Annotated in this window: 11 protein-coding genes; 1 reads left to right on the top strand and 10 read right to left on the bottom strand. The window is 68.6% G+C overall.

Annotated elements, in window-relative coordinates; genetic code table 11:
* Positions 1-36: 36 nt before the first annotated feature.
* From secG to uvrA, 9 genes are all read right to left on the bottom strand, one after another.
* On the bottom strand, positions 37-276 hold the full coding sequence (gene secG / locus ACTVCO_RS08790) for a preprotein translocase subunit SecG (protein ID WP_443728047.1): 240 nt from the start codon (positions 274-276) through the stop codon (positions 37-39).
* A 132-nt stretch (positions 277-408) separates the two neighbouring features.
* Positions 409-1,194, bottom strand: a complete 786-nt coding sequence (gene tpiA / locus ACTVCO_RS08785; RefSeq protein ID WP_443728301.1) for a triose-phosphate isomerase — start codon at positions 1,192-1,194, stop codon at positions 409-411.
* Positions 1,195-1,208: 14 nt separating this feature from the next.
* Complete coding sequence (locus tag ACTVCO_RS08780; RefSeq protein WP_443728046.1) at positions 1,209-2,408, bottom strand: phosphoglycerate kinase; 1,200 nt, start codon at positions 2,406-2,408, stop codon at positions 1,209-1,211.
* 86 nt (positions 2,409-2,494) lie between these two features.
* Positions 2,495-3,499, bottom strand: coding sequence for a type I glyceraldehyde-3-phosphate dehydrogenase (gap, locus tag ACTVCO_RS08775; RefSeq protein WP_443728045.1), 1,005 nt, complete (start codon positions 3,497-3,499; stop codon positions 2,495-2,497).
* Between the two features lie 197 nt (positions 3,500-3,696).
* Positions 3,697-4,677, bottom strand: coding sequence for a DNA-binding protein WhiA (whiA, locus tag ACTVCO_RS08770; protein ID WP_443728044.1), 981 nt, complete (start codon positions 4,675-4,677; stop codon positions 3,697-3,699).
* Positions 4,678-4,757: 80 nt separating this feature from the next.
* On the bottom strand, positions 4,758-5,759 hold the full coding sequence (locus ACTVCO_RS08765; RefSeq protein ID WP_443728043.1) for a gluconeogenesis factor YvcK family protein: 1,002 nt from the start codon (positions 5,757-5,759) through the stop codon (positions 4,758-4,760).
* The gene (rapZ, locus tag ACTVCO_RS08760; RefSeq protein ID WP_443728042.1) at positions 5,740-6,702 is read right to left on the bottom strand and encodes an RNase adapter RapZ; all 963 of its coding nucleotides are present in this window, start codon (positions 6,700-6,702) and stop codon (positions 5,740-5,742) included. The genes ACTVCO_RS08765 and rapZ overlap by 20 nt, the downstream gene beginning before the upstream one ends.
* 34 nt (positions 6,703-6,736) lie before the next feature.
* Complete coding sequence (gene uvrC, locus ACTVCO_RS08755; RefSeq protein ID WP_443728041.1) at positions 6,737-8,764, bottom strand: excinuclease ABC subunit UvrC; 2,028 nt, start codon at positions 8,762-8,764, stop codon at positions 6,737-6,739.
* 6 nt (positions 8,765-8,770) lie between these two features.
* Positions 8,771-11,830 (bottom strand): excinuclease ABC subunit UvrA, encoded by a 3,060-nt coding sequence (gene uvrA / locus ACTVCO_RS08750; protein WP_443728040.1) that lies wholly within the window; start codon positions 11,828-11,830, stop codon positions 8,771-8,773.
* Between the two features lie 106 nt (positions 11,831-11,936).
* Here uvrA and ACTVCO_RS08745 point away from each other — a divergent pair, with 106 nt between their 5' ends.
* Complete coding sequence (locus tag ACTVCO_RS08745; RefSeq protein WP_443728039.1) at positions 11,937-12,221, top strand: YciI family protein; 285 nt, start codon at positions 11,937-11,939, stop codon at positions 12,219-12,221.
* Between the two features lie 134 nt (positions 12,222-12,355).
* Here the strand turns inward: ACTVCO_RS08745 and ACTVCO_RS08740 are convergent, their stop codons facing one another.
* Positions 12,356-13,456 carry a TerC family protein gene (locus ACTVCO_RS08740; protein ID WP_443728038.1) on the bottom strand — a complete coding sequence of 367 codons (1,101 nt, stop codon included), beginning with the start codon at positions 13,454-13,456 and terminating at the stop codon, positions 12,356-12,358.
* Between the last annotated feature and the right edge of the window lie 167 nt (positions 13,457-13,623).

Genomic DNA, 13,623 nt, shown 5'->3' with positions numbered 1-13,623 from the left:
CGTGGTGCTGCCCGCCGCCCCAGTGGACGGCTCGGATCAGATCGTGGCCAGCAGGCCGAGCGCGACGATCGTCAGAACCCAGACGACGACGAACCCGACCGTGAGGCGGTTGAGGTTGCGCTCAGCAACCCCGGAGCTGCCGACGTTCGCTGACATCCCGCCACCGAACATGTCGGAGAGTCCGCCGCCCTTGCCCTTGTGCATGAGGACGAGCATGACGTTCGCGAGGCTCGTGATGACCAGGAGAACCTGGAGAATGATCTTGAGAGTGTCCACGAGCGGGATGTTCCTGTTCATCGATGCGGCAGTCCGGTGACGTCTGCCACCGAGGACAAGAGTAGGCCAGCGGGTCCCAAGGACGCCAACGCCCCGCCGCAGGGCGGGACGCTGGCGTCCTTGGGCCACAGCTCAGAGCTGCTGGAAGCGTGCGATCTTCGCGAACTCTTCGGGGTCGAGCGAGGCGCCTCCGACGAGCGCGCCGTCGACGTCCTTCTCAGCCATGAGCTCGACGATCGAGCTCGACTTTACCGAACCGCCGTAGAGGACGCGGACAGCGTCAGCGACCTCGGCCGAGTACAGCTCGGCGAGACGAGCACGGATCGCGCCGTTGACCTCCTGGGCGTCAGCCGGGGTCGCAACCTCGCCCGTGCCGATGGCCCACACGGGCTCGTACGCGACGACGACCTTCGCGGCGTCCTCGGCCGAGAGCCCGGCGAACGCGCCATCGACCTGTGCGAGCGTGTAGGACACCTGCTCGCCGGCCTTGCGGACGTCGAGGCCCTCACCGACGCACACGATCGGCACGAGGCCGTGCGCGAGCGCGTTCTTCGTCTTGGCGTTGACGAGGGCGTCGTCCTCGCCGTGGAACTGACGACGCTCGGAGTGCCCGATCGCCACGTACGTCACGCCGAGGCGAGCGAGGAACACGGGCGAGATCTCGCCCGTGTAGGCGCCCGAGACGTGCGCGGAGACGTCCTGGGCGCCATACGTGAGGCCCGACTTCTCAGCGTCGACGAAGGTCTGGACAGAGCGCAGGTCCGTGAACGGGACGAGCACGGTGACCTCGGCTGCGGCGAAGTCGTGCTTACCGTCCTTGAGGTGCCAGTCGAGCTTCTGGACCAGGTCGATTCCCTCGAGGTGGTCCTTGTTCATCTTCCAGTTGCCCGCGATGAGCGGGGTACGGGTAGCCACGATGTGTCTCCTTGTGGTCAGGCGTCGAGAACGGCGATACCGGGAAGTGACTTGCCCTCGAGGAACTCGAGGCTCGCGCCACCACCGGTCGAGATGTGGGAGAAACCGGCCTCGTCGAAGCCGAGGATGCGGACGGCCGCGGCAGAGTCGCCGCCGCCGACGATCGAGAACGCGCCCGTCGCGGTCGCGTCGACCATCGCCTGGGCGACGGCACGCGTGCCTCCGGCGAATGCGTCGAACTCGAACACGCCCATGGGGCCGTTCCAGACGATCGTCTTCGCGTCAGCGAGCTTCGAGGCGAAGAGCTTCTGCGACTCGGGGCCGATGTCGAGGCCCATGCGCTCGTCCGGGATCGCATCAGCCGCGACGACGTCGTGCGGGGCGTCGGCGGCGAAGCCGTCGGCCGCGATGATGTCAACGGGGAGGACGATCTCGACGCCGCGCTCGGCGGCAGTCGCGAGGTAGCCCTTGACGGTGTCGATCTGGTCGGCCTCGAGGAGCGACTTGCCGACGGAGTGGCCCTGGGCCGCGAGGAACGTGAAGACCATGCCGCCACCGATGAGCAGGCGGTCCGCCTTCTCGAGGAGGTTCGCGATGACACCGAGCTTGTCGGAGACCTTCGAGCCGCCGAGCACGACCGCGTACGGACGAGCGGGGTCCTCGGTCGCCTTCTTGAGGGAGTCGACCTCCTTGAGGACGAGCTCGCCCACCGTTGCCGGAAGAACCTGCGCGATGTCGTAGACCGAGGCCTGCTTGCGGTGCACGACGCCGAAGCCGTCGGACACGTACGCGTCCGCGAGCTCAGCAAGGTCCGCGGCGAGCGCCTGGCGCTCCGCGTCGACCTTCGAGGTCTCGCGAGCGTCGAAGCGGATGTTCTCGAGGAGAACGACCTCGCCCTCGGCGAGGGCGGCGACGGCTGCCTTCGCGCCCTCGCCGACAGTGTCGGACGCGAGCGTCACCTTCGCGCCAAGAAGCTCACCCAGGCGGGCGGCGACGGGCGCGAGCGAGTACTTGTCCTCGGGTGCACCCTTGGGGCGACCGAGGTGGGCCGTGACGACGACCTTCGCGCCGGCGTCGACGAGACGCTGGAGAGTCGGCAGCGCGGCGCGAATGCGCCCGTCGTCGGTGATGGTCGTGCCGTCGAGCGGCACGTTGAAGTCGGAACGGACGAGGACGCGCTTGCCGCGCAGGTCGCCGAGGTCAGCGATGGTCTTCACCAGGGGCTCCTGATTCGTGCTGGATGGAGATGTACCGGACTGCACGCAGGGCCGCCCAACAAGAACGTCCGCGTGCGCAGCGAGCGTCAGAGACGCGCGCCCACGTACTGCGTGAGGGAGACGAGCGAGCTCGAGTAGCCCCACTCGTTGTCGTACCACGCCACGACCTTGACGAGGTCGCCGCTCACCTTGGTGAGCTTCGAGTCGAAGATCGACGTGTGCGGGTCGGTGATGATGTCGGAGGAGACGATGTCGTCCTCGACGTACTTGAGAACACCCTTGAGCGGGCCCTCAGCAGCGGCCTTGACCGCGGCGTTGACCTCGTCGACCGTGACCTCGCGCGAAGCGGTGAACGTGAGGTCCGTGGCCGAGCCGGTGATCGTCGGCACGCGCATGGCGAAACCGTCGAGCTTGCCCTTGAGCTCCGGGAGGACGAGCGCAACAGCCTTGGCTGCACCGGTCGACGTCGGAACGATGTTCTGCGCGGCGGCGCGGGCGCGGCGGAGGTCCTTGTGGGGGCCGTCCTGGAGGTTCTGGTCACCCGTGTAGGCGTGGATCGTCGTCATGAGGCCACGCTCGATGCCGACTGCGTCGTTGAGGGCCTTGGCCATCGGGGCGAGGCAGTTCGTGGTGCACGACGCGTTCGAGATGATGTGGTGCGCGGCGGGGTCGTACTGCTCGTGGTTGACACCCACGACGAACGTCGCGTCCTCGTTCTTCGCCGGAGCGGAGATGATGACCTTCTTGGCGCCGGCCTCGATGTGCGCAGCGGCCTTCGTGGCGTCCGTGAAGAAGCCGGTCGACTCGATGACGATGTCGGCACCGAGCTCGCCCCACGGGAGGTTCTTCGGGTCGCGCTCAGCAAGGGCACGGATGGCCTTGCCGTCAACGATGATGGCGTCGTCGGAGTAGTCGACCGACAGCGGGAAACGGCCCAGCACGGTGTCGTACTTGAGCAGGTGCGCCAGGGTGTGGTTGTCAGTCAGGTCGTTGACACCGACGATCTCGATGTCTGCGCCCGACTCGATGATGGCGCGGAAAAAGTTGCGGCCGATGCGGCCGAAGCCGTTAATGCCGACGCGGATGGTCACGTTGCCCTCCTCGGGGCGCGTCGGCTGACACCGACGCACACGGTTGTTGACGAACTGTACGTACGTCGATGTACGCGATGAGACACGAACCAGGCACCTCGTGGTCGAGGCACACGGACCGCATCACCGAACGGGTCTAGCCTATACCGTTCGGTGGTCCTTCGATGGGACGAACGTCCGAGCGGACACGCGTGCCCTCACGGATCGAGCAGCTCCGGGGCAAGCCCCGCCTCGGTGTCGGGAATGCCGAGGTCCTGAGCCCGCTTGTCGGCGGTCGCGAGCAGCCGCCGGATCCGACCGGCCACGGCGTCCTTCGTGAGCGGCGGGTCCGCAAGCTGGCCCAGCTCCTCGAGCGACGCCTGCTTGTGAGCCAGACGCAGCTCGCCGGCCTCACGCAGATGCTCGGGCAGGTCCTCGGCCAGGATCTCGAACGCACGCTCGACGCGTGCCCCTGCAGCGACCGCGGCCCGCGCCGAACGGCGCAGGTTCGCATCGTCGAAGTTCGCGAGACGGTTGGCCGTCCCTCGCACCTCGCGTCGCGCGCGCCGCTCGTCCCACACCCGTGCTGTCTCGGGAGCGCCCATGGCGACAAGGAGCTGCGAGATCGCCTCGCCATCGCGCACGACGACCCGGTCGACGCCGCGCACCTCGCGCGCCTTGGACTGCACGCCCAGCCGCCGTGCCGCCCCGACGAGCGCAAGCGCGGCCTCGGGACCGGGGCACGTGATCTCGAGCGACGACGACCGTCCAGGCTCGGTGAGCGAGCCGTGCGCAAGGAAGGCCCCGCGCCATGCGGCCGCGGACTCCTCGGTGCCGCCAGCAACGACCTGGGGAGGCAGCCCGCGCACCGGGCGACCCCGGTTGTCGAGCAGCCCTGCCTGCCGCGCGAGCGACTCACCCTCGCGCACGACGCGGACGACGTAGCGCTGACTCCGTCGCAAGCCGCCGGGGGCGATGACGACGACCTCGCTCTGGTGGCCGTAGACCTCGGCGATCGAGGTCTTGAGGCGCCGGGCCACGACCCCCGTGTCGATCTCAGCCTCGACGACGATGCGCCCCGAGACGATGTGGAGCCCGCCCGCGAACCGGAGCAATGACGACACCTCGGCCTTGCGGCACGTCGTCTTGTCGACCCGGAGCCGCGCGAGCTCGTCCTTCACCTGTGCGGTCAGTGCCATGCGCCCATCCTGCCATCTGCCGCACGCTCCATGGACCGGGTGCCGCGAGCACGACAACGGGGCAGGCAGAGAGTCAGGACTCAGGGACGCAGCGGCACATCACCCAGGACGTCGTCGAACACGTCGCGGTAGGCCGCCGCAAGCCGCAGCGTGTCGTGATGAGGGCTGCCGTCACCCACGCGCACCTGGCGCATGACCGTGCGGGCACCCATAGCCCCCGCGACCGCAGTCAGCTGCGCGACGTCCTCGACCGACGACGGGTCAGCGAGCACGACGTCGACACGGAGGTCGGGCGCATGCTGGTGGAGGACGGTGAGGTGGTCGGTCGCGGTGAGGCCTTCGGTCTCCCCCGCCTCCGCCGCAAGGTTGAGGGTCACGCAGCGTCGGGCGTTCGTCGTGTGGAGCGCTTCGGAGAGCTCCGGCACGAGCAGGTGCGGCATGACTGACGTGAACCAGGAGCCCGGTCCGAGCACGACCCAGTCGGCCGCGTGCACAGCAGCAACGGCCTCGGGGCACGCGGGCGGGTCAGGCGGTGCGAGACGCACCTGTTCGATGCGGCCCGGAGCAACCGCGACGTGCGACTGCCCCGAGACGAGCTCGAGGTCGCCGTCCGGCCGCCTCACGTCGGCCTCGATCGCGAGCGGCACCGACGCCATGGGGAGCACTCGCCCCCGGGCGCCGAGAAGACGCCCGACCCAGTCGAGGCCATCAACCGTGTCACCGAGGATGTCCCACACCGCGGCGATGAGCAGGTTGCCCACCGCGTGGCGGTCGAGGTCGCCCGCAGAGACGAACCGGTGCTGGAGAACGTCGCGCCACGTGCGTCCCCACTCGGACTCGTCGCAGAGCGCCGCGAGAGCCATGCGCAGGTCACCGGGTGGCAGGACACCTAGCTCGTGCCGCAGCCTGCCCGACGAGCCGCCATCGTCCGCGACCGTGACGACCGCCGTGAGCTCCTCGGACATGAGGCGCAGCGCGCCGAGGCTTGCCGACAGACCGTGCCCGCCACCCAGGGCGACGATGCGAGGGCCGTGCGGGGTGCGCGTGGAACGGGACCGTCCCTCACTCCTTGCCGAGGTCACGAGCCGTCACCACCACCCTGTGCCCCGCCTGACGCAGACGACGCCCGATCTCCTCCGACACGGCGACCGAGCGGTGCTTGCCACCCGTGCACCCGACAGCGATCGTCGCGTAGGTCTTCTCCTCACCGAGGTATCCGGCAAGGACGGGCTCGAGCGCCGAGACGTAGCGTTCGATGAATGTCTCGGCGGCCGGCTGGGTGAGGACGTAGTCGCGCACGGGCGCGTCGCGGCCCGTGAGCGAGCGCAGCTCCGTCACCCAGAACGGATTGGGGAGGAAGCGCATGTCGACCACCTGGTCGGCGTCGAGAGGAAGTCCGTACTTGAAGCCGAACGAGACGATGTGAATGCGCAGCTGATGCTCGACGCCGACGTGAATGGCCTGCCGCACCTCGCGCCCCAGGTCATGGACGGAGAGCTCGCTCGTGTCGATGACGATGTCGGCGTCCGCGCGCAGGGAGCGCAGCATCTCGCGCTCCTGCGCGATGCCGTCGGTGAGCCTGCCGTCGCCCTGGACCGGGTGGGGCCGCCGCACAGACTCGTAACGGCGCACGAGGACCTCGTCGGACGCGTCGAGGAACATCACGCGGTAGTCGACGTCGAGCTTCTTCACGTCGGTGAGGAAGGCCTCGAGATGATCGAAGAACTGGCGCCCGCGCACATCGACGACGGCGGCGAAGCGCGAGAGCGTGTCACCCGCGTGCGCGGACATCTCGATGAGGGGCCGGAGCATCTGCGGCGGCATGTTGTCGACGACGTACCAGCCGAGGTCCTCGAGCTCAGCTGCCGCCCGGGAACGACCAGCCCCCGACATCCCCGTGATGATGACGACCTGGGTCTGCTCGAGCCGGGGCGCGTGCGCGGACGCCTCGAGCGCTGGGACGTCCTCGGGGACGCTCAGCGGGGTTGTCGTGTCGGCGGGCGTGTCGTGACCGTCGGTGCTCATGCCCCCAGCATGCCAGTCGGTGATCACGACGACGTCACGAACCCGCCTCACCGGTTGTCGCTGGGCCGGAGCCAGGGCTCTCGACGGGCGCTGCCTCAGCCGATCGGGCGGGTGCGCTCGCGAGGAGCGCTGCGACGACGGCTTCTGCGGTCCGCGGGCCCATGCCCGGGACCGTCGCGATCTCCTCGACGCTTGCGGCTCGGAGCCGTTTGACCGAGCCGAAGTGCGTGAGGAGCTTGGCCGCACGGGCCGGGCCGACCCCGGGCACGTCGTCGAGGACGGACGCCGTCATGGCCCGTCCCCGTCGGCGGCGGTGCGCGGTGATCGCGAACCGGTGCGCCTCGTCGCGGACCCGCTGCAGGAGGTACAGACCCTCGGACGTCCGCTCCATGATGACGGGGTAGCTGTCGTCGGGCAGCCACACCTCCTCGAGCCGCTTGGCGAGGCCACACAGCGCGACGTCGGTGACGCCGAGGTCGTCGAGCGCCCGCCGCGCGGCCGCCACCTGAGGTTGCCCGCCGTCGACGACGACGAGGTTCGGGGGGTAGGCGAAGCGCTTGTGCTCGTCCGTGGGGGCGAGCTCGTCGTCGTCGAGCGACCCCGTCGCGAGCTCGGGCTCGCTCATCCGAGCGCGATCGGCGAGGTAGCGCCGGAACCGACGCGTGATCGCCTCGTACATCGCTGCCGTATCGTCGGGCACGCCGTTGCCGTCGGGGCCCTTGATCGCGAAGGTGCGGTACTCGCTCTTGCGGGCAAGGCCGTCCTCGAACACGACCATGGACGCCACCTGGTGAGTTCCCATGGTCGTCGAGATGTCGAAGCACTCGATGCGCAGGGGCGCCGAGTCGAGCTCGAGCGCCTCCTGGATCTCGCGGAGGGCCTGCGACCGCGTCGTGAGGTCTCCCGTGCGGCGCGTGCGGTGCAGGACGAGGGCGTGCTCGGCATTCTTGAGGACCGTCTCGGCGAGCGTTGCCTTGTCCCCCCGCCTCGGAACCCGGATCTCGACCTTCGCCCCGCGCAGTTCCGTGAGCCACTGAGCGAGCTCGCCGGCTCCGTCGGGCAGTACCGGCACGAGCACCTCGCGCGGGACTGCCGCGCGTCGCACCTCGCGGTCGTCGACCTCAGCCGCCTCGCCGTAGACCTGCGCGAGCAGCTGCGCGACGAGCCCTGTGTCGCTGATCTCCTCGACCTTCTCGACCACCCACCCGCGCTGACCGCGGATGCGTCCGCCGCGCACGTGGAACACTTGGACCGCAGCCTCGAGCTCGTCACCCGCCAAGGCAAAGATGTCAGCGTCCGTGCCGTCGTCGAGGACGACCGCATTGCGCTCGACGACCTTTTCGAGCGCCGCGATGTCGTCACGCAGGCGCGCCGCACGCTCATACTCGAGCGCGGCGGAGGCAGCGTGCATCTCCTCGGTGAGCGGGACGATGAACCGCGCCGCGTCACCCGCCATGAAGGCGCAGAGGTCCTCGGCGAGCTCGTGGTGGTCCGCCTGGCTGATCCGGCCGACGCACGGAGCGGCACACTTGTCGATGTAGCCGAGCAAGCACGGCCGACCCGACTGCTCGGCCCGCCGGTAGACACCGGCCGAGCACGTCCGCACGGGAAAGACCCGCAGCAGCAGATCGAGTGTCTCGCGAATGGCCCACGCGTGGCCGAACGGCCCGAAGTACCGAGTGCCGGGCCGCTTGGCACCGCGGAGCACCTGGGCTCGCGGTACCGCCTCACCGAGCGTGACCGCGAGATAGGGGTAGGACTTGTCGTCCCGGTACTTGACGTTGAAGCGCGGGTCGAACTCCTTGATCCACGAGTACTCGAGCGCGAGCGCCTCGACCTCGGTGCGCACGACGGTCCACTGCACGCTCGAGGCCGTCGTCACCATCTGCTGCGTCCGCGGGTGGAGCGACGGGAGCGGCTGGAAATAGTTGGCGAGCCGCTGCCGGAGGTTCTTGGCCTTACCGACATAGATGACGCGTCCGTGCTCGTCACGGAACCGGTAGACACCAGGCTCGGTCGGGATCTCCCCCGGTCGCGGTCGGTAGCTCGACGGATCAGCCACGATGCGCTAGACCTCGGGCGTCGTGGTCGACGTCGTTCCGGTCGCGAGTCCCGGATCGGACGCAGAAGGTGTCGCGCCAGCGTCCACGCGCGGCGTCGTCGACCGCGACGCAGCGGACTTCGCGGGCGTCTTCTTCGCGGGCGTCTTCTTCGCTGCGGCCTTCTTCGTCGTCCCCTTCGTTGCGGTCGCCGCCTTGGCGGGAGCAGGAACGGGTGCCAGCGGCACGCCCTCCCCGAGCACCTCGGCGAGGAACCGGCCGGTGTGGCTCTCGGGCGCGCCCGCGATCGCCTCGGGCGTGCCCTCGGCGATGACGAGCCCGCCGCCTGAGCCGCCCTCGGGACCCATGTCGATGACCCAGTCGGCGTTCTTGATGACGTCGAGGTTGTGCTCGATGACAAGAACGGTGTTGCCCTTGTCGACGAGCGACTGCAGCACTGCGAGAAGTCGACGGATGTCCTCGAAGTGGAGTCCCGTCGTCGGCTCGTCGAGCACGTAGATCGTGCGACCGGTCGAACGACGCTGAAGCTCGGTGGCGAGCTTGACGCGCTGCGCCTCGCCACCCGAGAGCGTCGTCGCGGGCTGCCCGAGCCGGACGTAGCCGAGACCGACCGAGACGAGGGTCGTGAGGTGGCGTGCGATCGCGGGGACGGCGGCGAAGAACTCCGCGGCCTCCTCGATAGGCATGTCGAGCACCTCGGCGACAGTGCGGTTCTTGTAGCGGACCTCGAGCGTCTCCCGGTTGTAGCGCGACCCGCCGCACACCTCGCACGGGACATAGACGTCGGGCAGGAAGTTCATCTCGATCTTGAGCGTCCCGTCGCCCGAGCACGCCTCGCAGCGCCCGCCCTTGACGTTGAAGGAGAAGCGACCCGGTCCGTAGCCGCGGACCTTGGCCTCGGTCGTCTGCGCAAAGAGCTTCCGGACGTGGTCCCAGACACCCGTGTAGGTCGCGGGGTTGGACCGCGGCGTGCGGCCGATCGGCGCCTGGTCGACGTGGACGACCTTGTCGAGGTGCTCGAGCCCCGTGACTCGCGTGTGGTAGCCGGCGACGCGACGCGCGCCGTTGAGCTCGTTGGCCAGCACCGTGTGGAGGATCGCGTTGACGAGCGTCGACTTGCCGGAACCCGAGACACCCGTCACGGCCGTGAGCACACCGAGGGGGAAAGTGACGTCGATGTTGCGCAGGTTGTTCTCGCGCGCGCCGACGACCGTGAGCTGCCGGTCGGTGTCGGTGCGCCGCCGGGTCGCGGGCATGGGGATGCTCCGTCGGCCAGAGAGGTAGGCACCGGTGACGGACTCGGGTGAAGCGAGCAGGCCCGCATAGTCACCCGAGTGAACGACCCGTCCGCCGTGCTCGCCGGCACCCGGGCCGATGTCGACGATCCAGTCCGCCATGCGGATCGTGTCCTCGTCGTGCTCGACGACGATGAGCGTGTTGCCGAGGTCACGCAGTCGCGTGAGGGTCTCGATGAGGCGACGGTTGTCGCGCTGGTGCAGTCCGATGCTGGGCTCGTCGAGGACGTAGAGCACGCCGACGAGACCGGAGCCGATCTGGGTCGCGAGCCGGATGCGCTGGGCCTCACCACCCGAGAGCGAGCCGGCGGCCCGGGCGAGGGTGAGGTAGTCGAGACCGACGTCGAGCAGGAAGCCGAGACGCGCGTCGATCTCCTTGAGGACCTGCCCCGCGATGACCCGTTCGCGCTGGCCGAGCTCGAGGTGCGAAAGGAATGCGTGCGCCTCGCGCAAGGACATCGAGCACACCTCGGCGATCGAGCGCCCGTCGACCTTGACTGCGAGGACCTCAGGCTTGAGCCGCGTGCCCGCGCACGTAGGGCACGGGACCTCGCGCATGTAGGCCTCGTACTTCTCCTTCGACCACTCGGACTCGGTCTCGGAGTGCCGACGTTCGAGGAACGTCATGACCCCTTCGAAGCCTGTGGAGTACTGCCGCTCGCGACCCCAGCGGTTCTTGTAGCGGACGTGCACGTTGTGGTTGCGTCCGTGCAGGATCGCCTCGCGGGCGCGCTCGGGGAGGGCGCGCCACGGGACGTCCATCGAGAACCCGAGCTCCTCGGCAAGAGCCGTGAGCACTCGTTCGAAGTACTCCGAGGACGTCTGGGACCACGGCGCGACCGCGCCCTCGCGGAGCGTGCGCTCCTCGTCTGGCACGACGAGCTCAGGGTCGGTCTCCAGGCGGACCCCGATGCCGGTGCACTCCGGGCAGGCGCCGTACGGCGCATTGAACGAAAAGGTCCGAGGCTCGATCTCGTCGAGCGTGAGGACGTGATCGTTGGGGCAGGCCCTGTGCTCGGAGAACCGTCGTTCACGCTCGGGGTCGTCCTCAGGAAGGTCGACCAGCTCGACGACGACGAGACCGCCTGCGAGACCGAGCGCCGTCTCGATCGAGTCCGTGAGGCGACGCTGGACACCCTCGCGCGAGACGAGGCGGTCGACGACGACCTCGATCGAGTGCTTGAGCTTCTTCTCAAGCTGCGGCGGATCTGCGAGCTGCACGACCTCGTTGTCGACGCGCGCGCGTGCGAAGCCCTTGGTTTGCAGCTCCTTGAAGAGCTCTGCGTACTCCCCCTTGCGCCCGCGCACTACGGGGGCGAGGACCTGATACCGGGTACCCTCCGGAAGCTCGAGGAGCCGGTCGACGATCTGCTGGGGTGTCTGCGAGGCGACCCGCTCGCCGCAGACGGGGCAGTGCTGCGTGCCTGCCCGGGCGAACAGCAGACGGAGGTAGTCGTAGACCTCGGTGATCGTGCCGACCGTCGAGCGCGGGTTGCGGTTGGTCGACTTCTGGTCGATCGACACCGCGGGCGAGAGCCCTTCGATGAAGTCGACGTCAGGCTTGTCCATCTGCCCGAGGAACTGGCGCGCGTATGCGGACAGCGACTCGACGTAGCGCCGCTGCCCTTCCGCGAAGATGGTGTCGAACGCAAGGGACGACTTGCCGGACCCCGACAAGCCTGTGAAGACGATGAGGCGGTCGCGAGGTAGGTCAAGGTCGACGCCCCGAAGATTGTGCTCACGGGCGCCCTGGATAACGAGTCGATCACTCACCCGGTCATCGTAGTGCAGACCAGCACCCCTTCGCACATGTGTTCGACGTGTCGACATGGCGTGGACCGTCCCGACGCGCCGCAGCGCGTCCTGCCACGATGGGACCATGACCGTCTACTCCGTGCAGTACACGTACACCGACGACACCGCGACGCTCGACGCCGTCCGCCCCGAGCACCGGGCGTACCTGCGTTCACGGCTCGAGGCAGGCACCTTGCTCGCCTCAGGACCCCTCGAGGGCGGGCGCGCGCTCCTCCTCCTCAACGTCGAGGGTCGACCCGAGCTCGACGTGCTCCTCGGCGGCGACCCGTTCGCCGCGGCCGGCGTGCTCAAGACGGTCGACGTCGCCGAGTGGAAGCCCGTCATCGGCCCCTGGGCTGCGCTCGTCTGAGGGTCGTCGCTCGCGCCCAGGGCACAGGCCTGTCACTTGCGCCCAGGGCGCGTCGAGAACGACGACGGAGGGGCAGCGGCTCGTCGCCGCTGCCCCTCCGTTGTGCGGGAGCGTCCCGCAATGCGTGCGCCGGGCTACTGGCCCGAGCGCTCGCCGTCGACGCTGTTGGGCGTTCCGGCCTCCGTCGTGAGCGGCTCGAGCTCCTCCTCGCGGACGGGCTCGGGCAGGTGCGGTTGGTCGTCAGGTGCGTCGCCCGCCCTGGCTGCGTCACGACGCGTCTTCCAGAGGCTTGCGATCGTCACGATGACGAGGGTCCCGATGATGACGGAGAGCGACGTCGCGATCCCGATCTCAGGTGCCCACTCGATGGCCTTGCCGCCGTTGACGAACGACAGCTCGTTGACGTGCATCGCGTGGAAGATGAGCTTGAAGCCGATGAAGGCGAGGATGACGCCGAGGCCCTGGGCCAGGTAGACGAGCCGGTCCAGCAGGCCGCCGATGAGGAAGTAGAGCTGGCGCAGGCCGAGCAGGGCGAGCGCGTTCGCCATGAAGACGACGTACGGCTCCTGAGTGAGGCCGTAGATCGCGGGGATCGAGTCGAGCGCGAAGAGCAGGTCGGTGAACCCGATCGCCAGCATGACGAGGAACATCGGCGTGAGGAAGCGCTTGCCGTTCTTCTTCACCGTGAGCTTGTCGGAGTTGTACTCGTCGACGGTCGGGACCATCTTCTTGAACAGCGCGACGATCGCGCCGCCGGGGACCTTGTCCTCGTGCTCGGACTCGGGCTGGACCTGCTTCCACGCGGTCCACAGGAGAATCGCACCGAAGAGGTAGAAGACCCACGACCACGCGTTGAGCGCCGCGGCGCCGAGCAGGATGAAGATCGTGCGCATGATGAGCGCGATCGCCACGCCGACGAGCAGAACCTTCTGCTGGTTCTCTCGCGGCACGCGGAAGGAGGTCATGATGAGGAGGAAGACGAAGAGGTTGTCGACCGACAGGCTCTTCTCGGTGATGTACCCGGCGAAGAACTCGCCGCCGTGGGCTGGGCCCACCGCGATCATGAAGACGACGCCGAAGACGATCGCGAGGGCGATGTAGACCGCCGACCAGATCGCCGACTCCTTGAACGTAGGCGCATGCGGCGTCCGCACGTGCGCGTAGAAGTCGAAGATGATGAGTCCGAGGACCGCTGCGGCTGAGATGAGCCACACGGACAAGTGAATGTCGAGCACCGAGTATTCCCTCCGGTACAGAGCATGGTGTACCGGAGGTCTCTCCCGCCCGTCGCGTCACGCGAGGCCGGACCGATGGCACCGGGAAGGCTACGGAGCCCGCCGTGATGACGACACCATCGTGATGGGGATACTCCCCTCCAACCGTCCCATGCTAACCGGAGATG

The sequence above is a fragment of the Sanguibacter sp. A247 genome, from assembly GCF_052324925.1.
Classification (GTDB): Bacteria; Actinomycetota; Actinomycetes; order Actinomycetales; family Cellulomonadaceae; genus Flavimobilis.
Note: the sequence above shows the minus strand (reverse complement) of the source record. Positions and strands in the feature narration are given on the sequence as shown.